This is a genomic window from Streptomyces sp. 147326 (assembly GCF_045000215.1).
Classification (GTDB): Bacteria; Actinomycetota; Actinomycetes; order Streptomycetales; family Streptomycetaceae; genus Streptomyces.
Window position 1 is genome coordinate 4,969,876 of the sequence record NZ_CP134201.1, and the last position, 19,457, is coordinate 4,989,332.

20 protein-coding genes and 3 pseudogenes are annotated in these 19,457 nt (G+C 68.9%); 15 read left to right on the forward strand and 8 right to left on the reverse strand.

Annotated elements, in window-relative coordinates:
- The first annotated feature begins 36 nt into the window (after nt 1–36).
- Together RIU97_RS22820 and RIU97_RS22825 are read left to right on the forward strand one after the other, a co-directional pair.
- Complete coding sequence (locus RIU97_RS22820) at nt 37–723, forward strand: GDSL-type esterase/lipase family protein (protein ID WP_404959440.1); 687 nt, start codon at nt 37–39, stop codon at nt 721–723.
- A gap of 59 nt (nt 724–782) precedes the next feature.
- A pseudogene (locus RIU97_RS22825) lies at nt 783–935 on the forward strand (aldo/keto reductase); the annotation flags it as partial.
- Between the two features lie 84 nt (nt 936–1,019).
- On the opposite strand, the gene RIU97_RS22830 reads toward RIU97_RS22825, so the two are convergent.
- Complete coding sequence (locus RIU97_RS22830) at nt 1,020–2,009, reverse strand: aldo/keto reductase (RefSeq protein WP_404959441.1); 990 nt, start codon at nt 2,007–2,009, stop codon at nt 1,020–1,022.
- Between the two features lie 227 nt (nt 2,010–2,236).
- Between RIU97_RS22830 and RIU97_RS22835 the strand changes: the two genes are divergently transcribed.
- Nucleotides 2,237–2,512 (forward strand): hypothetical protein, encoded by a 276-nt coding sequence (locus RIU97_RS22835; protein ID WP_404963121.1) that lies wholly within the window; start codon nt 2,237–2,239, stop codon nt 2,510–2,512.
- A 13-nt stretch (nt 2,513–2,525) separates the two neighbouring features.
- On the opposite strand, the gene RIU97_RS22840 is transcribed toward RIU97_RS22835, so the two are convergent.
- A protein-coding gene (locus RIU97_RS22840) for an IS5 family transposase (protein ID WP_404953116.1) occupies nt 2,526–3,334 on the reverse strand; the annotation gives its coding sequence in 2 pieces (ribosomal slippage) (nt 2,526–2,999 and nt 3,002–3,334; 807 coding nt in all).
- 152 nt (nt 3,335–3,486) lie between these two features.
- On the opposite strand from RIU97_RS22840, the gene RIU97_RS22845 reads away from it, so the two are divergent.
- The 6 genes and pseudogenes from RIU97_RS22845 to RIU97_RS22870 all read left to right on the forward strand — a co-directional run.
- The gene (locus RIU97_RS22845; RefSeq protein WP_404959442.1) at nt 3,487–3,807 is read left to right on the forward strand and encodes a tetratricopeptide repeat protein; all 321 of its coding nucleotides are present in this window, start codon (nt 3,487–3,489) and stop codon (nt 3,805–3,807) included.
- Nucleotides 3,808–3,953: 146 nt separating this feature from the next.
- Entirely contained in the window at nt 3,954–4,145 is a 192-nt protein-coding gene (locus RIU97_RS22850; RefSeq protein WP_404959443.1) for a hypothetical protein, read from the forward strand.
- Nucleotides 4,129–4,653: a DUF6879 family protein gene (locus tag RIU97_RS22855; protein WP_404959444.1), complete on the forward strand. Its 525-nt coding sequence runs from the start codon at nt 4,129–4,131 to the stop codon at nt 4,651–4,653. The genes RIU97_RS22850 and RIU97_RS22855 overlap by 17 nt, the downstream gene beginning before the upstream one ends.
- The gene (locus tag RIU97_RS22860) at nt 4,650–5,480 is read left to right on the forward strand and encodes a helix-turn-helix domain-containing protein (protein ID WP_404959445.1); all 831 of its coding nucleotides are present in this window, start codon (nt 4,650–4,652) and stop codon (nt 5,478–5,480) included. The genes RIU97_RS22855 and RIU97_RS22860 overlap by 4 nt, the downstream gene beginning before the upstream one ends.
- A 263-nt stretch (nt 5,481–5,743) precedes the next feature.
- Nucleotides 5,744–5,965, forward strand: a complete 222-nt coding sequence (locus tag RIU97_RS22865; RefSeq protein ID WP_404959446.1) for a hypothetical protein — start codon at nt 5,744–5,746, stop codon at nt 5,963–5,965.
- 26 nt (nt 5,966–5,991) lie between these two features.
- Nucleotides 5,992–6,096, forward strand: a pseudogene (locus RIU97_RS22870) (DUF2199 domain-containing protein); the annotation flags it as partial.
- A gap of 1,146 nt (nt 6,097–7,242) precedes the next feature.
- Here the strand turns inward: RIU97_RS22870 and RIU97_RS22875 are convergent.
- Nucleotides 7,243–8,892, reverse strand: coding sequence for a recombinase family protein (locus RIU97_RS22875; RefSeq protein WP_404959447.1), 1,650 nt, complete (start codon nt 8,890–8,892; stop codon nt 7,243–7,245).
- Nucleotides 8,893–8,939: 47 nt separating this feature from the next.
- On the opposite strand from RIU97_RS22875, the pseudogene RIU97_RS22880 reads away from it, so the two are divergent.
- Nucleotides 8,940–9,817 (forward strand): annotated as a pseudogene (locus RIU97_RS22880) (aldo/keto reductase).
- Nucleotides 9,818–9,954: 137 nt separating this feature from the next.
- Here the strand turns inward: RIU97_RS22880 and thpR are convergent.
- The 3 genes from thpR to RIU97_RS22895 form a co-directional block, all read right to left on the reverse strand.
- The gene (gene thpR / locus RIU97_RS22885; protein ID WP_404959449.1) at nt 9,955–10,509 is read right to left on the reverse strand and encodes an RNA 2',3'-cyclic phosphodiesterase; all 555 of its coding nucleotides are present in this window, start codon (nt 10,507–10,509) and stop codon (nt 9,955–9,957) included.
- A 92-nt stretch (nt 10,510–10,601) separates the two neighbouring features.
- Entirely contained in the window at nt 10,602–11,960 is a 1,359-nt protein-coding gene (locus RIU97_RS22890; protein ID WP_404959450.1) for an MFS transporter, read from the reverse strand.
- A 25-nt stretch (nt 11,961–11,985) separates the two neighbouring features.
- The gene (locus tag RIU97_RS22895; RefSeq protein ID WP_319728456.1) at nt 11,986–12,423 is read right to left on the reverse strand and encodes a MarR family transcriptional regulator; all 438 of its coding nucleotides are present in this window, start codon (nt 12,421–12,423) and stop codon (nt 11,986–11,988) included.
- A 129-nt stretch (nt 12,424–12,552) separates the two neighbouring features.
- On the opposite strand from RIU97_RS22895, the gene RIU97_RS22900 reads away from it, so the two are divergent.
- On the forward strand, nt 12,553–12,735 hold the full coding sequence (locus RIU97_RS22900; RefSeq protein WP_030156886.1) for a hypothetical protein: 183 nt from the start codon (nt 12,553–12,555) through the stop codon (nt 12,733–12,735).
- 13 nt (nt 12,736–12,748) lie between these two features.
- Here the strand turns inward: RIU97_RS22900 and RIU97_RS22905 are convergent, their stop codons facing one another.
- Nucleotides 12,749–14,197: an NCS2 family permease gene (locus tag RIU97_RS22905; protein WP_404959451.1), complete on the reverse strand. Its 1,449-nt coding sequence runs from the start codon at nt 14,195–14,197 to the stop codon at nt 12,749–12,751.
- Nucleotides 14,198–14,325: 128 nt separating this feature from the next.
- On the opposite strand from RIU97_RS22905, the gene RIU97_RS22910 reads away from it, so the two are divergent.
- Both RIU97_RS22910 and RIU97_RS22915 read left to right on the forward strand, forming a co-directional pair.
- Nucleotides 14,326–14,622: a DUF2530 domain-containing protein gene (locus RIU97_RS22910; protein WP_404959452.1), complete on the forward strand. Its 297-nt coding sequence runs from the start codon at nt 14,326–14,328 to the stop codon at nt 14,620–14,622.
- 187 nt (nt 14,623–14,809) lie between these two features.
- Nucleotides 14,810–17,263: an HAD-IC family P-type ATPase gene (locus tag RIU97_RS22915; protein WP_404959453.1), complete on the forward strand. Its 2,454-nt coding sequence runs from the start codon at nt 14,810–14,812 to the stop codon at nt 17,261–17,263.
- On the opposite strand, the gene RIU97_RS22920 is transcribed toward RIU97_RS22915, so the two are convergent.
- Nucleotides 17,260–17,682: a nuclear transport factor 2 family protein gene (locus RIU97_RS22920; protein WP_404959454.1), complete on the reverse strand. Its 423-nt coding sequence runs from the start codon at nt 17,680–17,682 to the stop codon at nt 17,260–17,262. The genes RIU97_RS22915 and RIU97_RS22920 overlap by 4 nt on opposite strands.
- A gap of 86 nt (nt 17,683–17,768) precedes the next feature.
- Here RIU97_RS22920 and RIU97_RS22925 point away from each other — a divergent pair, with 86 nt between their 5' ends.
- Nucleotides 17,769–18,338 (forward strand): PadR family transcriptional regulator, encoded by a 570-nt coding sequence (locus tag RIU97_RS22925; RefSeq protein WP_404959455.1) that lies wholly within the window; start codon nt 17,769–17,771, stop codon nt 18,336–18,338.
- The gene (locus RIU97_RS22930; protein WP_404959456.1) at nt 18,325–19,119 is read left to right on the forward strand and encodes an SGNH/GDSL hydrolase family protein; all 795 of its coding nucleotides are present in this window, start codon (nt 18,325–18,327) and stop codon (nt 19,117–19,119) included. Before RIU97_RS22925 ends, RIU97_RS22930 begins: the two co-directional genes overlap by 14 nt.
- Nucleotides 19,120–19,457 lie beyond the last annotated feature (338 nt).

Consider the following 19,457-nt stretch of genomic DNA (forward strand, 5'->3'; position numbering starts at 1 on the left):
AGAGGTTTCTGTCGCGCGATCCGCGATGATGACCGGATGCGTTTCATGTTCGTCGGCGACTCCATGACCATCGGACGCGCCGGCGATTTCACCTGGCGCTACCGGATGTGGCAGCACCTCAACTCGACCTTCGGGGGCCCCTACCGGATCGTCGGCCCGCGCAGCGAGCTGTACGAGGGCTCCGACGCGTACGCCGACCCCGCCTTCCCCGCGGACGCCCGCCGCCACCTGGCCGGCTGGGGCGAGGGCTGGCAGCACATGGTCCCCCTCGTCGGCCCCGCCGCAGGCGCCGCCCGGGCCGACGTCCTGCTCGTCTCCCTCGGCCTGATCGACCTCGGCTTCTACACCGACGCCGAGCAGACAGCCGCCAACGTCCGCCGCTTCATAGCCGGGGCCCGCGCCGCCCGCCCCGGCGTCCGCATGGTGCTGCTGCCCGTCATACCGAACAGCCGGGCCGAGGAGGACGCGCCCTTCGCGGCCGAGGTCGCCCGTTTCAACGAGCTGCTCGCCAAGGCCGTCGCCGATCTGACGACCGCCGCCTCACCGGTCCTGCTGGCCGCGCGCCCGGACGCGTACGACATCCACCACGACACCTACGACGGCACCCACCCCAACGTCTCCGGCGAGCACCGGCTGGCGGGGGAGTTCGCGGCCGTGCTGCACCAGGCGTGGGGGATCGGCGGCCCGTACAGGCCCGGGCGGGTGCAGAACAACCCGCTGTAACACCCCTTTCACGGAAGGGCCTTGCCTCGAGCGCACTCCAAGCAGTTGGCTTGGGTCCCATGAAGTACACACAGCTCGGACGTACCGGCCTCAAGGTCAGCCGACTTGTACTCGGCACCATGAACTTCGGCCCCCAGACCGGTGAGCCCGAAAGCCACTCGATCATGGACTCCGCCCTCGACGCGGGGATCAACTTCTTCGACACCGCCAACCAGTCACTTTGATGCCAGCTTGAGTAGAAGGTGGCCGCCGCCCAGGGCGAAGGCACGACGACCACCGTACGTACGGCTACCTGATCACCAGGCGAAGGCCTCCGGGGACGGTCCCGGCCCGGGGAAGATCTCGTCCAGTCCGGCCAGCACCTCCTCGCTCAGCTCTACCTCCAGCGCCCTCAGTGCGCTCTCCAGCTGGTCGTCGGTGCGCGGGCCGACGATGGGGCCCGTCACGCCCGGCCGGGTGAGCAGCCAGGCCAGGGCGGTTTCGCCGGGCTCCAGGCCGTGCTTGTCGAGCAGGTCCTCGTACGCCTGGATCTGCGCCCGTACCGTGCTGTTGGCCAGCGCGTCCGCCGACCGGCCGGAGGCGCGGCGGCCGCCCTCGACCTCCTTCTTGATCACACCGCCGAGCAGGCCCCCGTGGAGCGGGGACCAGGGAATGACCCCGAGCCCGTACTCCTGGGCCGCCGGGATGACCTCCATCTCGGCGCGCCGCTCGGCGAGGTTGTAGAGGCACTGCTCGCTGACCAGGCCGACCATCCCGCGCCGGGTAGCCGTCTCGTTGGCCTGGGCGATCTTGTAGCCGGGGAAGTTGGAGGAGCCGGCGTAGAGGATCTTCCCCTGCTGGATGAGGACGTCGACGGCCTGCCAGATCTCCTCGAAGGGGGTCCGGCGGTCGATGTGGTGGAACTGGTAGACGTCGATGTGGTCGGTCTGGAGCCGCTTGAGGCTGGCCTCGACGGCCCGGCGGATGTTCAGCGCCGACAGCCGGTCCTCGTTGGGCCAGGTCTCGCCCTCGCGGGACATGGAGCCGTAGACCTTGGTGGCCAGGACCGTCTTCTCGCGCCGGCCACCGCCCTGTGCGAACCAGGTGCCGATGATCTCCTCCGTGCGGCCCTTGTTCTCACCCCACCCATAGACATTGGCCGTGTCCACGAAATTCAGACCCGCGTCGAGGGCGGCGTCCAGGATGCCGTGGCTGGTCGGTTCGTCGGTCTGCGGACCGAAGTTCATCGTGCCGAGGACGAGTCGGCTGACCTTGAGTCCGGTGCGTCCGAGCTGCGTGTACTTCATGGGACCCAAGCCAACTGCTTCGAGTGCACTCCAGGCAAGAGCAGCTCGCGCAGCCCTCGATTTATGCATCAACGTGCATGGTCGCGTTGATGCACAGACGGCTGACCACCGCCCTCCGTACGGTCTTGGCGGCCGACCCTCATGTGGCATCGACCAGCCGGTAGAAGCCCTCGGCGGCGGCCGGGGAGCAGGGCAGGAGCCGGATGTCGCCGACGATGATCAGGTCGATGGACATCAGCAGAAGCATCGCTGAGCAGTTCGGCGGCATCGAGCCGACGGCCTCGGAGGAAGAGATCGCCGAGGGCATGCTCAAGAAGTCGGCGGAGTTCGCAGCCTCGGGTAACCGGGTCTACCTCCCGCTGGCCGACTGTGTGGCGGATGCTATTGGTGCAGGTGGGGCCCCGGCGGCAGCTGCTGTGATCAGCGAGGAGATCCTAAACGCAAATCTGATAGAAAGGGGTCCACGACACCCTGATACTCTTGATACGCAAGGGCTCCTATGAGTTTGTAACACGATCATGAATCGGGCTTGTTGAGGCGTCTCCAGCAGATGAGGCTGCAGGCGAGGGAGACGAGCGCGTCGTGGAGTTCGGTGCGGCGTTCCCAGCGGACCGCGAGTCGTTTGAACTGGTGCAGGAGGGCGAAGGTCTGCTCGACGACGTAGCGGAGTTTGCCCATGCCCTTGATGTTCGGGGCGCCCTTGCGGGAGATGACGGGCAGGATCCGGCGTCTGCGCAGCTCTTCCCGGTTGGGATTGGAGTCGTACCCCTTGTCTCCCAGCAGAGCGTCCGGGCGTCTGCGGGGACGGCCGGGGCGGCCCGCCACCGGCGGGATGCCGTCGACCAGGGCGAGGGTTTGCGTGACGTCGTTGACGTTCGCCGCGGTCGTGATGACTTTCAGCGGGGTGCCGCGTCCGTCGCAGATCAAGTGGTGTTTGCTGCCCGTCTTCCGCCGGTCGACCGGCGACGGACCGGTGTCGGCTCCCCCTTTTTCGCGCGGATGTGAGAGCCGTCCACGCACGCCCTCGACCAGTCGAGCCGGCCGGCCGCGTTCAGCTCGGCGAGCAGGATCCGGTGCAGCTGGTCGAAGACTCCGGCCTGCTGCCACCGCTCCAGCCTTCGCCAGCAGGTCTGTCCGGAGCCGAACCCCAGCTCAGGCGGCAGGAGTTGCCAGGCGATGTCGTTGTGCAGGACGTACAGAATGCCCTGCAGACACAACCGGTCTGCCACCGGCCGCGGCCCTGGCGACCTCGTAGGCCAGGGCGGCAGCAGCGGCTCGATCAGTGCCCACAAGTCGTCGTCCACGATCCACGGCCGAGTGCTCACGCACTCACGAACGGCCGAATCATCGCACTGGTTACGCCCGACCAGGGCATCTCAACAAGATCCTGTTACGAGCTCTATGGCATTGGAAGGGGCGAAGCGGCGAAATTGATGTGGCGGTATCTGGCTTCTCAAAACTGCTTGTGGATTGTGAAATGATCCTCGGCCGGGATCATCCGCAAACCATTTCGACGGTTATGCGCTTGGCTTCGTGGTTGCGTAGCTCTGGGGATATGGAGTCTGCCCTGCTGGCCTACAGGCGGCTTGCTGAAGATCGTGCTCGGGTGCATGGGGAAGACGATAGTCGAACCTTGCAGGCTCGGGATTACCTTGCCTTTCATGTACTTCTGATGGGAGAGTCTGAGCAGGCGCTGGCACTTTTCCGTGCTCTATATGCGGATCAGGTCCGCCTGATGGGACAGGGGCATCCAGATGTGGTTCACACTCTGGAGCACATAGAGGATCTAGAGGCTTGAGTTTTTTGGGCTCTGCAGTTTCCTTTCAGGTCCTTCTGCTGCGATCCCAGCTTTCCCGTTCTGGAAACTGCCAGCCCTTGCGCCGACCCAGTGATGGTCGAGAGCATGGGATCTGACCACAGACGGGCACAGCGAGGGGGCACGGCGTGAAGGTCAGGAAGCTTGTAACGAGCTGCGAGAACGGGGACTGCCCAACGCTGTACGCGACGGACAGGGGGACACTCCTGGTCCAGGGTGAGACGCCGACTGACCACGGGTTGGCAGTCCCCGCGCACGAGACGTTGGTCGAGATCCCCATGGAACTCATCCGGAAGGCCATCCGTGATCAGCTCATCTAGCAACCTGACTGAGCGGTTCAAGACCTTCGAGCGAGAAGCGTTCCGGCTGGAGATCCTGGATGACTACAACTTGCCGTCGAGCGCAGAGAACCTGCGCGCGTTCCTCGCGGGTGAGCCGCAGCCGGAGGACTACAACGCGGGGTGGGTCGAGACCGTCCGAGCCGCCACGCAGGCCGGCAGACGGATGTACCGGGTGCACATCGTCTCCCGACCGTTGACGGCCTACCTACGCTACGAGCTCGGCTGGGGGTACATGAAGAACATGACGGGCGGTGAGGAGTTCTTCATCCTGGACATCACCGAGAAGCCGAACCCCCTGGAAGGGGTGCCGGACTTCTGGCTGTTCGACGAGACTTCCCCGGTTGTCATGAACTACGACGACACGGGTGCGTTCCGCGGGCCGGAGTTCCTTGATACCGGGCGGGCGGCGGACTTCGTCCGCTACCGGGACACGGCTCTCGCTCACGCCGAGCCGTTCTCCGAATGGTGGGCGAAGTACGGCGGGTGAACAGAACCGAACTGGGATCAGCGCTGCGGGCGCTCCGGCAGGCATCCGGCAAGGAGGCCAAGGCCGTCGCACGCAGCGCCGTCATGTCCACCGCCAAGCTGTCGAAGATCGAGAACGGCCACGTGGCGCCCAGTGTGGTGGACGTGGAGCGCATCCTTACGGCCTTGGATGTGTCCGAGCAGGTCAAGGCCGAGTACATGGCTGCGGCGCGTGCTCAGGCCACGGAGGCGACGGCCTGGCGGCTGTTCCGGCGTATGGGCTTCCACCGGAAGCAGGAGGAGATCCGGGCTCTGGAAGCCTCGATGAAGCTCCTGCGGCTGTTCCAGCCGTCCCTGGTCCCCGGGCTGTTGCAGACACCCGAATATGTACGCGCCGTGTTGCAAGGCAAGGGACTGAGCGAGGACCAGCTTGCCCGCACCATCGGAGCTCGGATCGAGCGTCAACGGGTGCTGTACGACACCGGCAAACAGCTCCGCTTCGTCATCACGGAACCTGTGCTGCGCTGGCGTCTTCTCCCGCCCGCGATGATGGCCGGCCAGCTGGACCGCATCGCCTCCGTCTCCCGCCTGCCGAGCGTGGACGTCCGAGTCGTCCCCCTGGACCGTCCGCAGACCGACGTGCCGGGGCACTCCTTCGTCATTCGGGACGACCGAATGGTGACGGTCGAGACCACGCATGCCGAGGTGATTGTGACCGATCCAAGGGATGTCGCCCTGTACGTCGACAAGTACGAGCGCTTCGCCTCAGTGGCCACCGTCGGCGACGCAATGAGAGCGATGCTTGCTGACATCCGGGACGGATTCTTGCGTGAACGGGAAACGGGCTAGATCCCGCTGATCAGCGGCTGGACCATCGTCTCCACCGATTGAGCGAGCGGGGAGGCGCACAGCGTGAGCAGAGCGAAGACGACGATGTCGGGGCCGATGTACCTGTCGTTGCCGAACGTGCCGCCGAAACCGGCGGACGGGTGTGGGGTGTGTACGGCCCTGGTCGCGCAGGGGCAGGAGGCTCGGGATCTGGGTGATCTGTCGGCGGCGACGGACGCCGACGTGGAGATCCGCAACCATCCGCACCGGACCCGGAGGTTGCGATGACGAGTTCAGTCCTGCGGTACGTGGAACACCGCATCAGTCGGCACCCGGGGACGGACGTGACGTTCGAGGCCGAGTGCCTGCGCTGCGACTGGCAGGCGCCGGCCTCGGACGACGGAGCAGCGGTGGACATCGAGTGCATGAGCCACGCAGGCCGAACGGGGCACCAAGGTTTCCGCCGCTGGTGCACGTCCTTCGCGTGGGTCGAGCGCACGGGATAACCCTCGGTCTCATCGTGCGAGCTCGAACCACCGACCACCCCCTCGCAGTCGAGCAGCGCACCGGCATCACTCTCGACCGCGTACGTCAGATTGCCGAAGCCGCCCTCCATGACAACGCCGAGAACGGCTGACCGGCACAGCCGTTCAGGTCGGCGGCGAAGGGGTGGGGTATGACCCCCTGGGTCTGACAGGGCAGACCGCCACGTCTTGGCGGCTGAGATCCTGCCACGGTTCCAAAGGCCGTCAGGCGATGGCGAAGGGCGGCGATTGTGAAGAACACACAGGTCAAGCCGCTTCACCCCATCCGACCGTTGGCCAGGAGGCTGCACAAGAGTGCAGCCCCTTTGAGTTCATCTTTCGAGGCTTCACTCTTTTGGGGGCGCGCAGCGCCCCACCTGGTTCGCTTCCTGTCCTTCGTTTCTTGGGCCCCTGTGGGGCCGTTCTGTCGAAGCAGGCTCGGGCGACGGCGGCCTGACGGCCGCCCTTGCCTCTGCCGCTGCGGGCGCTGCCGCGCCTTGCTCCCCTTCGCCGCTGCTCAGCATGACGCTTTGTGCTGTCGGCCCCGGCAGGGGCCGCACTGTGAGGCCAAATAGATAAGAGAGGCGGCGTGCGTTTCCGCAGCTCAGAGGCGTTGCCGGTACACGTGAGGCGTGTGTGGGCTACACGCGGGAGCGGTGCCTAGCGGTCTTGGTGGATGCGGCACGGGCCCGGGGCGCCCTTCCTCTTCTGGAAGAGGTGAGGAAGGACAACGAGGCAAGTGGCCCCGGATCGCGGTGACACGAGGTCCAGCCGCTTCGCTCGGATGACGGCATTGGTCGCGCTCTGGTCCGACAGGGGCTGGTTCTTCGTGCCCAGCAGGGCGGCCAACTTCCCCGGACCGAAGCTCGCGTGGCCCTGACAGTCGGCCCACCCGAGGGCGGCGAAGTGGACGCGGTAGGCGAGCTCGTGCCGGGAGTCCCGGGCCGTGCGCCTGTACTCGTGCTGGGAGACTCCGCCCCAAGGGCGGCCGGTGCCGAAGTGGATGGCCACTTAGCGCGGTTCCTTCCTGTGCGGCGCATGGGTGCGCCAGTTACCCCCGCCTGATGGCGGGACATGTGCCTCTCTTTCTTCGCGGGGGTGGACCAGCCACGGCCGGGATAGTCCTCACAGGGTGCCCGGGGCTTCTGACCCGGACTCGGTCTCGTGCAGTCGGGAGCGACGGCGGCGACCTGGCAGGAATCCTACAGAGCAGGGGAGGGCCCGTAGCGGGGCCCTCCTGTCGTCCACGGAGGAGACGGTCAGCTCTCGCTGTGCACCGCCGCCAAGTCCCGGACGCGGCGCTTGAAGTCCATCGGGATCAAGACCTGCACGCGGCCCTTCCCTTCCTGCCACATGCCGTCATGTCCTTCCGGGGACATGGCCTGCACAGCAGTCAGGGGCGGCAGCTTCTCGGCGTGGATGACCGCCCTGACTCCGGCTGACCGGAGTTCCTTGCCCTTCTCGTGCTGGGTCGACAGCTTTGCCCAGCGCTCGCGGTAGGTCTCATTCGTCGGGATCTCGTCCCAGCCGTCCGGCCGGGTGGGCTGGGCCATGAGTTGCTCGCGTCGTCCGTCCAGCCGTTTGTATGTCTCTCGGTACTCCTGCTTGCCCAGCTCGCTGGAGTAGAGACCGGCTTCGCGGTCCTCTCGCAGCTCGGCCAGCGCGCGGTTCACCTCCTCGATGTCCCGCGTGAAGTCGACGGCCGGGCGAAAGACCTTTCGCACGATCTCGACATCGCCGGCCGCACGCAGGAAGACCTCCTCGACGGCTCCCTCCAGCACATGAGCCGCAATGCCCTTGCTGCCCGTAGGGCAGGGCTTGTGCGTGGTCCGGGATGCACAGCGGTAGTAGGGCCAGTTCCGCCCCGGGCCGAGGTACGCCGGTTCTCCGCAGGTGCAGAAGGCGACCCTGAGCATGGGGGAGCCGCCCTTCCTGTTGCCGTTGCGCTTGCTGGTGTTCTCGTCCAGTTTCTTGTTCGCCAGTTCCCACTCCTCCTGGGTGATCAGCGGCTCCGCACGCTGAAGAGGACGCCCTTCCGCGTCACGGACGACGCGGGTTCGCTTCGTCTTCTGGCCGTCGATGACAACTTCCTCCGTCACCTCCATCTGACCGAGAACGTTCAGGGAGCGCACCACCTTGGCGGTGTTCGCGGCGGTCCACCGGCCGCCCTTCGGGGGCTTGCCGTTCCTGATCAGCTGAGCATCGAGCGATACCGGAGTCTTGGTCGGGTCCTCGTTGAGCCACTGGGCGATGCTGTTCGCCGACTCGCCCTCGATAAGCCGGCGGACGATCTCGCGCAGCGTCCCGGCGGTGTCCGTTCCGTAGTCGTCCAGAACCAGCCCCCAGCCGTCACCGGTGTCCTGCTTCTCCGCCCGATAGCCGTACGGGATTCGACCACCGCGCCAGCGCCCCTCCTTCACCAGGTGGTTGTACGAGGACTTCGCCCGGGCCTTGATGGCTTCAAGCTCCCCTTCCGCGAAGGAAGCGATCAGGCTGAACAGCAGCTTGCCCATCTGCGTGTTCAGGTTGATCCCGTCCTCGACGGTGGCGACCTCCTTGCCGTGCTTCTCACACCACTCCACGAGTGTGTGCACGTGGAGCACACGCCTGGAGAGGCGGTCGAGCTTCAGCGCGCAGATGATGTCGTACTCGTCGGCGCGGGACTCCTCCAGCGCGATCCGGTGCTCGATCGAGCTGACCTCTTTGCCGATCGTAGAAGGCAGCCACCTACTGAACTCCGGGCGCTTCCAGGGCTCGACACCGCCGGATACGTCGATGTCCTCGACCCACCCGACAACGACGTGCCCTTCCTGGTCGGCCCATCGTTGAACCGATCGGCGCTGGCGCTCCGGCGATGTGGTCTCGTCCGACACCTTCGACAGGCGGACTACTCCCAGGACTCTTGCCACTTGCGCTCCCCATCCCCTGTGGTGCTTGGAGATCGACGCTAGGGCCCCTGCGGGTCGGGCGTCAAAGTGGATTGTTTGGTACCGCCAACGTCTACGGCTGGGGCGAGAACAAGGGCCGCACCGAGGAGATCCTCGGCACCTGGTTCGCCCAGGGCGGCCGGCGCCGCGAGAAGACGGTGCTCGCCACCAAGGTCTACGGCAGCATGGCGCCCGAGGGCGAGACCTGGCCCAACTACGACCGCCTGTCGGCGCTGAACATCCGGCGGGCCGTCGACGCCAGCCTCAAGCGGCTGCAGACCGACTACATCGACGTCTACCAGTTCCACCACGTGGACCGGCGGACCCCCTTCGAGGAGATCTGGCAGGCCGTCGAGGTCCTGATCCAGCAGGGCAAGATCCTCTACGCAGGCTCTCGAACTTCCCCGGCTGGAAGATCGCCCAGGCCAACGAGGCCGCGGCACGCATCGGACGGCTCGGGCTGGTCAGCGAGCAGTGCCTCTACAACCTCGCCGAGCGGCGCGCGGAGATGGAGGTCATCCCGGCCGCGGAGGCGTACGGGCTCGGCGTCATCCCGTGGTCCCCGCTCCACGGCGGCCTGCTGGGCGGGGTGATCAAGAAGGAGGTGCAGGGCGGCCGCCGCGCCTCCGGCCGGTCTGCGGACGCGCTCGCCAACAGCTCCGTACGCGCGCAGGTGCAGGCGTACGAGGACCTGCTGGACAAGCACGGCCTGGAGCCGGGCGAGACCGGGCTGGCGTGGCTGCTGACGCGTCCCGGGGTCACCGGGCCGATCGTCGGGCCGCGGACGCAGGAACAGCTCGACTCGGCGCTGCGGGCGGTGGAGCTGGAGCTCTCCGAGGAGGTCCTGGCGGGCCTGGACGAGATCTTCCCCGGCCCGGGAGCCTCGCCGGAGGCCTTCGCCTGGTAGCTACTGCCCGACGGCAGCCGCCACGGCCACGACGACGAACATCAGCACGAGCACACCGGCCATCACACGGTTTCTGGTCTTGGGATCCACCCGTCGAGCCTAACGCGGCCCGCGGGTGGTCCCGCACGCGGTACGGCTCAGCCGCGCAGCGGCCAGGCTCCGACGGTCTCGTAGCGGGGCTGCTCGCCGGGCACCCCGCTGACGGGGAGGTTGCTGCGGACGAGGCTGAGGGTGTTGACCTGCCACGGCGTGCCCTCGAAGTCCGCGAGGGCGTCCAGGTACGGGCGCAGGGGCGTGGCGGCGCTGTGGCTGCGGGCCAGGGTGAGGTGCGGGGTGTAGCGGCGGTGCTGGTCCATCGGCACCCCGGCCCGCCGGGCGGCGGCATCGGCCCGCTCCGCGAGCATCCGCAGGACGGTCAGCTCCCCGGCCGCGCCGACCCACAGCGCACGGTCCCCGAAGTGCCCGCAGCCGTGCAGGCGCAGCGAGAACGGGGCCGTGCGGTGGGCTGCGCGCTCCAGGCGGGCGTGCAGGTCGGGGAGCAGGTCGTCGCGGACCTCGCCCATGAAGGCGAGCGTGAAGTGCCAGCCCGCTCGCGCGGTCCACGTCAGCCGGTCGTCGTGGACTGCGTCCACGGCCTGGGCCAGCTCGGCGACGGCCGCGTCGGGCGGCAGGACGGCTGCGAACAGTCTCATGCGCCGAGAGTACGACCGCGGCGCCGCTGTCGGGGGCTCCGCCCCCGAACCCCCGCGCCTCAAACGCCGGCGGGACTGGAACACAGGCAGGGTCAGGCGACCGTCACCAGTTCGCGGCTGCGCGAGGCGGTGGCGGCCGGGACGAAGGTCACGCCGCGGCGGCTGAGCCGTACCCGGAGGTTCCCGACGCGCGCCAGGACCACCGCGATCGCGACGGAGGCGGCCAGCGAGATCACGGCGCCCGCAGCCATGCCGATCCGTGCGCCGTACGTGTCCGTGATCCAGCCCAGCAGCGGGGCGCCCAGCGGGGTGCCGCCGGTGAAGACCATCATGAACAGGGCCATGACCCGCCCCCGCATCTCGGGGTCGGTCGCCATCTGCACGCTGGAGTTCGCCGTGACGTTGACCGTCAGGCCGAAGATTCCGATCGGCACGAGCAGCGCCGCGAACAGCCAGAAGCCGGGCGCGAAGGCCGTCACGAGCAGCAGCAGCGAGAACAGCACGGCCGCGGCCACCAGCAGTCGCAGGCGGGAGTGGCCGCGCCGGGCCGCGAGCAGGGCGCCCGCCAGGGACCCGGCCGCGATCAGGGTGTTGAAGAGCCCGTAGGTGCCCGCGTCCCCGTGGAAGACGTCGCTGACGAAGGCCGACAGCCAGATCGGGAAGTTGAACCCGAAGGTGCCGACGAAGCCCACGAGCGCGATCGGCCAGATCAGTTCCGGGCGGCCGGCGACGTAGCGCAGGCCCTCGCGCAGCTGCCCCTTGGCGCGGGGCCGGGGCTCGACGGGGTGCAGCTCGTGCGAGCGCATCAGCAGCAGGCCGGCGATGGGCGCGGCGAAGGACAGTCCGTTCAGCAGGAAGGCCCAGCCGGAGCCGACGGCGGTGATCAGCACGCCGGCGATCGCCGGGCCGACCAGCCGCGCGGACTGGAAGTTGGCGGAGTTCAGGCTGACGGCGTTGGCCACCTGGTCCTTGCCGACCATCTCGGACACGAAGGTCTGCCGGGCCGGGTTGTCGACGACGGTGACCAGGCCGAGCGCGAAGGCGGCGAGGTAGACGTGCCACACCTGGACGTGTCCGGCCAGGGTGAGCGCGGCGAGGGCGATGCCGGTCAGGCCCATCGCGCTCTGGGTGGCGAGGAGCAGGGGCCGCTTGGGCAGCCGGTCGGCGAGTACGCCTCCGTAGAGGCCGAACACCAGCATCGGCAGGAACTGCAGGGCGATGGTGATGCCGACGGCGGAGGCGGAGCCGGTCAGTGAGAGGACCAGCCAGTCCTGGGCGATGCGCTGCATCCAGGTGCCCGTGTTCGAGACGACCTGCCCGGTCGCGAAGAGCCGGTAGTTCCGGATCCTCAGCGAGCTGAACATCGAGTTCTTGCCCGCGGGGGCCGCAGGGGCCTTGGTAGGGGTGGATATGTGGCCGGGTGCGGAGTCTGCTCCGGTTCCCGTACTCAAAAGCGTTCGCCTCCTGGCGTCGTTCCTACAGGTGCGCGAGCTTCTCCAGGACGGGTGCGGCCTCGCGCAGCTTGGCCCATTCGTCCTCGGTCAGCTCGGCCGCGAGCCCGGCCAGGAAGGCGTTGCGCTTGCGGCGGCTCTCTTCGAGCATCGCTTCGGCCTCCTCCGTCTGGCGGACCACCTTCTGGCGGCGGTCGTCGGGGTGCGGTTCCAGCGTGACCAGTCCCTTGGCTTCCAGCAACGCGACGATGCGCGTCATCGACGGCGGCTGGACGTGCTCCCGCCGCGCCAGCTCCCCGGGTGTGGCCTGGCCGCAGCGGGCGAGGGTGCCGAGCACCGACATCTCGGTGGGGCTCAGCGACTCGTCGACGCGCTGGTGCTTCAGGCGCCGGCCCAGCCGCATGACGGCGGAGCGGAGGTCGTTCACGGCGGCAGCGTCGTCGCCATGGGAAAGGTCAGGCATGTATTTAGAGTAACTCATTACTCTCGCTAAGGAACACCACTTTCGGGTGTGACGCACGGGTCACTCGTACGGGTGAGTCGGCGGCCGAAAGTGACACGCGTCCGCACCCTGTGCCCCGACTCTTTCGACATGGGGACACATGTGCTGAGCATGCGCATAGACGGGGAGCTCCTCGACAGGCTCCGGACTCACGCCGCCAAACGCGGAATGAGCGTCCAGGACTATGTGGTCCGGACGCTCATCCGCGATGACTTCGACGAGCGCTTCAAGGCGGCCGTCGACGAGACAGAGAAGTTCTACGGGCTGACGTGAGCCCGGGCAGGGCCTACGTGAGGCCGAGGGCCGGCATCGCGTAGTAGAAGACGAACACCGCCGACACGACGTACATGGCCACCGGGACCTCGCGGCCCCGGCCGGTTGCCGCGCGCAGGGCGCAGAAGCTGATGAAGCCGATGCCGATGCCGTTGGTGATCGAGTAGGTGAAGGGCATCATCACCATGGCCAGGAACGCCGGGACGGCGATGGTGAAGTCGCTCCAGTCGATGTCCTTGACCGAGCCCGCCAGGATCAGGAAGCCGACCGCCACCAGGGCGGGGGTGGCCGCCTGGGACGGGACCATCGTGGCGAGCGGGGTGAGGAACAGCGCCACGCCGAAGAGGGCGCCCGTCACGACGTTCGCCAGGCCCGTACGGGCTCCCTCGCCGACCCCGGCCGTGGACTCCACGAAGCAGGTGGTGGCCGAGGAGGACGTGGCGCCGCCCGAGGCGACGGCCAGGCCGTCGATCAGCAGGACCTTGTTGATGCCGGGGAACTCGCCGGTCTTCTTGTCGATCAGCTTGGCCTCGTCGCCGACGCCCAGGATCGTGCCCATGGCGTCGAAGAAGCAGGACAGCAGCACGGTGAAGACGAAGAGGATGCCGGTCAGCATCCCGACCTTGCCGAAGCCGCCGAAGAGGCTGACCTCGCCGACCAGCCCGAAGTCGGGCGCGGCCACCGGGTTGCCCGGCCACTCGGGGACGGTGAGGCCCCAGCCCGGGTCGGGCACCTTGGCGATCAGCTGGACGACGACCGCGGCGAGGGTCATCACCACGATGGAGATCAGGATCGCGCCCGGGGTCTTGCGGATCAGCAGGGCGAGGGTGAGCAGCACGCCGATCACGAAGATCAGGACGGGCCAGCCGTCCAGGTGGCCGGTGCCGCCGAGCTGGAGCGGGACCGTGGTGTGGGCGGCGTCGGGGATTCGGGAGACGAAGCCCGAGTCGACCAGGCCGATCAGCATGATGAACAGGCCGATGCCGATGGCGATGCCCTTGCGCAGGCCCAGCGGCACGGCGTTCATGACCCGCTCGCGCAGGCCGGTCGCGACCAGCAGCATCACCACGAAGCCGGCCAGGACCACCATGCCCATGGCGTCGGGCCAGCTCATGCGCGGGGCGAGCTGGAGGGCGACGACCGTGTTCACGCCGAGGCCGGCGGCGAGCGCGATCGGGACGTTGCCGATGACACCCATGAGGAGGGTGGTGAAGGCGGCCGTCAGGGCGGTGGCCGTCACGAGCTGACCGTTGTCGAGCTGGTGCCCGTACATGTCCTTCGCGCTGCCCAGGATGATCGGGTTGAGCACGATGATGTAGGCCATCGCGAAGAAGGTGGCGAAGCCGCCGCGGACCTCGCGGGCGACGGTCGAACCGCGCTCGGAGATCTTGAAGTAGCGGTCGAGTCCTCCGGAGGGTCCCTGGAGGGAAGGGTCCGGGGCGGTGGCCGTGGGGGAGCTCATACGGTCCTCATTGGGTGGTTCATACGAAGAAAATGGGCCGCGCCCAAACCGTTTCAGTATGAACACATGAGCGAAGGAGCGTCCATCTCCGCGCGTAGACGACGATTCCGCGCGCCTAGACTTGCCGCATGGCGAAATGGACTGCGAAGCATGAGGCGCCCGAGCCCCTGGAGGGCCCCGTCGTCGCGACGGTCACGGGTGGCACGATCCTGTGGTTCGCCCTCTTCCTCGTCCAGCTCCCCTTCTACGGGTGGTTCGCCGACCGCGGCCAGCTGTGGTGGGTCTGGACCTGCGCGGCCGGCGGCTTCCTCGGCCTGATCGGCATCTGGTACGTCCGCGGTCGCGAAGCCGCCCTTGCGCGCCACGCCGAGGCTGCTGCGCACGCCGAGCAGGACGACCGGCCGGGCCCGACCCCGCAGGCCTGAGTACGGGCCACCGCGAGGCCGCCCCCCGGCCTCGGCCGGTCGGCCCGCCGGGCGCCGGCCCGCCGGGCGCCGGCCCGCCGGGCGCCGGCCCGCGGCCCCTACCAGAGGACGATTCGGGTCATCCCGAGGTCGGATCTTCCCGCCGCTCGGCGGGTGAACCGTTCGAACCCCGCTTAACGTCGAAGGCATGACGCAGCGGGCGAAGATCGATCGGGACGGGCCGGAGCGAGCCGGCGCCGCCATCGACGCGGGGGCGGAGCTCGATCCGGTTCACCCGGTGCGGCCACCCGCGCCCCGGTTCAAGCCCGGCGGGCTGACCACCGCCGAGGTCGCCGAGCGCGTCGCGCGCGGCGACGTCAACGACGTCCCCGTCCGCAGCAGCCGCTCCACCGTCGACATCGTCCGTGCCAACGTCTTCACCCGCTTCAACGCGATCATCGGCGTGCTCTGGGTGATCATGCTGATCGTCGCGCCGATCCAGGACAGCCTCTTCGGCTTCGTGATCATCGCGAACACCGGCATCGGCATCATCCAGGAACTGCGCGCGAAGAAGACCCTCGACGGCCTCGCCGTCATCGGCGAGGCCAAACCGAGCGTGCGCCGCGACGGCCGCACCGCGGAGATCTCCACCTCCGAGATCGTCCTCGGCGACGTCATCGAACTCGGCCCCGGCGACAAGGTCGTCGTCGACGGGGCCGTCGGCGAGGCCGAGGGGCTGGAGATCGACGAGTCCCTCCTCACCGGCGAGGCCGACCCCGTCCTCAAGAAGCCCGGCGACCAGGTCATGTCCGGCTCGTTCGTCGTCGCCGGCGGCGGTGCGTTCACCGCCACCAAGGTCGGCCGCGAGGCCTACGCCGTCCAGCTCGCCGAAGAGGCCTCGCGCTTCACGCTCGTCCATTCCGAGCTGCGCTCCGGCATCTCCACCATCCTCAAGTACGTCACCTGGATGATGATCCCGACCTCCATCGGGCTGATCGTCAGCCAGCTGCTCGTCAAGGAGAACAACCTCAAGGACTCCATCGCCCGCACCGTCGGCGGCATCGTCCCGATGATCCCCGAGGGGCTCGTCCTCCTCACCTCCGTGGCCTTCGCGATCGGCGTCATCCGCCTCGGCCGCAAGCAGTGCCTCGTCCAGGAGCTGCCCGCCATCGAGGGCCTCGCCCGCGTCGACGTGGTCTGCCTCGACAAGACCGGCACCCTCACCGAGGGCGGCATGGACGTCACCGAGCTGCGCCCGCTCGGCGGCACGGACGCGGCGTACGTCAAGAAGGTGCTCGGCGCCCTCGGCGAGTCCGATCCGCGGCCCAACGCCAGCCTCCAGGCGATCATCGACGCCTACCCCGACAGCGCGGAGTGGCGCTGCACCGAGTCCCTGCCCTTCTCCTCCGCCCGCAAGTACAGCGGTGCCAGCTTCAGCGAGGGCGACGGCGAGAACAACACCTGGCTGCTCGGCGCCCCCGACGTGCTGCTCCCCGCCGGGGACCCCGCCCTCGACGAGATCAACGCGCTCAACGAGCAGGGCCTGCGGGTCCTGCTGCTGGCCCGTTCCGGCCGCGAGCTCGACGACGAGGCCGTTGCCACCGGCGTGCGGCCGACCGCCCTGGTCGTCCTGGAGCAGCGGCTGCGCCCCGACGCCGCCGGCACCCTGCGCTACTTCGACGACCAGAACGTCAGGGCGAAGGTCATCTCGGGCGACAACGCGGTCTCCGTCGGCGCGGTCGCCGGCAAGCTGGGGCTGCCGGGCGCGGAGAACACCGTGGACGCCCGCAAGCTCCCGGCCGAGCAGGCCGACATGGCGCGTGTCCTCGACGAGAACTCCGTCTTCGGGCGCGTGACCCCGCAGCAGAAGCGGGACATGGTCGGTGCCCTGCAGTCCAGCGGCCACACCGTCGCCATGACCGGCGACGGCGTGAACGACGTGCTCGCCCTCAAGGACGCGGACATCGGCGTCGCGATGGGCTCGGGCTCGGACGCCACCCGCGCCGTCGCGCAGATCGTCCTGCTCAACAACAGCTTCGCGACCCTCCCCTCGGTGGTCGCCGAGGGCCGCCGCGTCATCGGCAACATCACCCGGGTCGCGACCCTCTTCCTCACCAAGACGGTCTACTCGGTCCTCCTGGCGATCCTGGTGGTGTGCTCGCAGGTCGAGTACCCCTTCCTGCCCCGCCACCTGACCCTGCTGTCCACGCTCACCATCGGCATACCGGCCTTCTTCCTGGCCCTCGCCCCGAACAAGGAGCGCGCGCGGCCGCACTTCGTGAAACGGGTGATGCGGTACGCGATCCCGGGCGGCGCGATCGCGGGGACGGCCACCTTCGTGACGTACCTGGTCGCCCGCCACTACTACACCGGCCCGGAGGCCCTGAAGGCCGAGACCAGCGCGGCGACGCTCACGCTGTTCCTGACCTCGATGTGGGTCCTGGCGATCATCGCCCGCCCGTACACGTGGTGGCGGGTCGGCCTGGTCGGCGCGATGGGCGGAGCCTTCCTGATCGTCCTCGTGGTGCCGTGGCTCCAGGACTTCTTCCAGCTCAAGCTGGTGGGCACGACGATGCCCTGGATCGCGGTGGCCGTCGCCGCGGCCGCCGCGACCCTGATCGAGTTCACCTTCCGCTGGGTGAACCGCCGCTTCCCGGCCTAGGCGAGGCCTTCGGCGACCAGGCCGGCGAGGACGGCCTGGCCCAGGGCCTGGACGGCGGACTGGGGGCGGACCATCACGGTGAACTCCTTGACCCGGCCCGCATCGTCGAACTGCAGCAGGTCGATGCCGTGGATCTGCTTGCCGTCCACGGTGGCGCGGAAGGCCAGGATCGCCGAGGAGGCCTCCGTGCCGTCGGTGCTCGTCTCGGCCGTCCCCTCGAAGTGGCCGACGTAGCGGAAGTCCTCGAAGACCCGCAGCAGGACCCCGAAGAGGCCCAGCACCATGGGGCGGCCCTCGAAGGGGGTGAACTTCACCGGGCTGTAGAACCGGATGTCCTCGGTGAACAGGTCCTCCAATGCGGCGGCGTCGCGCTCCTCCACGGCGGCGCGGAAGCGTTCGGCGGTCTGCTGCTCCTTCATGGCCCCTCCTCATACTCAAGAAATTGAGTAGTCATATTCATGAGTATGATGTGGGGGAGGACGAGGAAACGGAAGGGGCCGCTTCGATGGCCTTGCGACACGCCGTACTGGCGGCGCTGCTGGACGGCGAGTTCAGCGGGTACGAACTGGCGAAGTCGTTCGACATCGGCGTCGCGAACTTCTGGCACGCCTCCCCCCAGCAGCTCTACGCCGAGCTGGCGAAGCTGGAGAAGGACGGGCTGGTCGAGGGCCGTCAGGTGGTCCAGGAGACCCGGCCCAACAAGCGCCTGTTCCAGGTCACCGACGCCGGCCGCACCGAGCTGGAGGCCTTCGCCGCGGCCGCGTCGAAGCCGCCGGTCATCCGCGACGACCTCCTCGTCAAGGTCCAGAACGCCGACCGGATCGGCACCGCGCCGGTGATCGAACAGCTCGAGGATCGGGCGTCCGCGGCCGAAGCCAAGATCGAGCTCCTCGGCCGGGTGCTGCGCAAGATGCGCGGCGACGTGGACGAGGAGGAGTACCTGCTCCGGGGCGAGCGGATCGGCGGGTACCTGACCGGCCTGCGCGGCATCGCCTTCGAGCAGGGCCACCGCGACTGGTGCCGCCGCAGCGCGGCCATCCTCAGGGAAAGGCAGAAGACTCGTGCCGAACGGTGAATACCTGCGCTACGTCGCCCTGGGCGACAGCCAGACCGAAGGCCTCGGCGACGGGAACGACACGGCGGGCCTGCGCGGCTTCGCCGACCGCCTCGCCGGGCACCTCGCGGCCGCCAGCCCCGGCCTCCAGTACGCCAATCTGGCCGTACGCGGACGCCTCGCCGGCCAGGTCCGCGCCGAACAGCTCGGCCCCGCCCTGGCCCTGCGCCCCGACCTGGCCACCGTCGTCGCCGGGGTCAACGACATGCTCCGGCCCCGGTTCGACGCCGCGGAGGTCGCCGGGCAGCTCGAGGAGATGTTCGCCGCGCTCACGGCCGCCGGCACCCACGTGGCGACCGTGACCTTCCCCGACCTGGGCAGGATCGTGCCCCTGGCCCGGCCCGTCTCGTCGCGCATAACCGACCTCAACGACCGCATCCGCGCCGCGGCCGCCCGCCACGGGGTCACCGTCGCCGAGACCGCCCGGCCGGCCATCGTCACCGACCCGCGGCTGTGGACCGACGACCGGCTCCACGCCAGCTCGCTCGGCCACGAACGGATCGCCGCGGCCCTCGCCCAGGCCCTCCACCTGCCCGGCAGCGACGACAGCTGGACCCTGCCGCTGCCGCCGCAGCCGAACCCCGCCGGCCGGTCGGCCGCGGCGGCCGCCGCCGCCGAACTGCGCTGGGCCGCCGCGTTCCTCGGCCCCTGGCTGGGCCGCCGGCTGCGCGGCCGCTCCTCCGGCGACGGCCGCACCGCGAAGCGCCCCACCCTGCTGCCGCTGAGCGATTCGCCGACCTAGGCCCGCTGCTACCACCGGGGACGGGTGTGTGCCGGGGCGCCGGTGGCCTCGCCGGCCGGAACACTGCAGCCACGGCGGCGGCGACGCCCGAAGACCGGCCCGCCGCTGCTCCCACCAAGGCCGGGTGTGTGTCGGGGCGCTCCCCGCAGGGCGCCGAACGCAAGGTGCCCCGGCCCTCCGACCCCCCGTCACGTTCGGCGTCCGAGGAGACGCCCCGGCGCGCGCCCGGCCTCGGCCGCTCCGGCGAAGCTTGCTGCCTCGGCCTCGGCCGCTCCGGCGAAGCTTGCTGCCTCGGCCTCGGCCGCTCCGGCGAAGCCTGCCGCCTCGGCCTCGGCCGC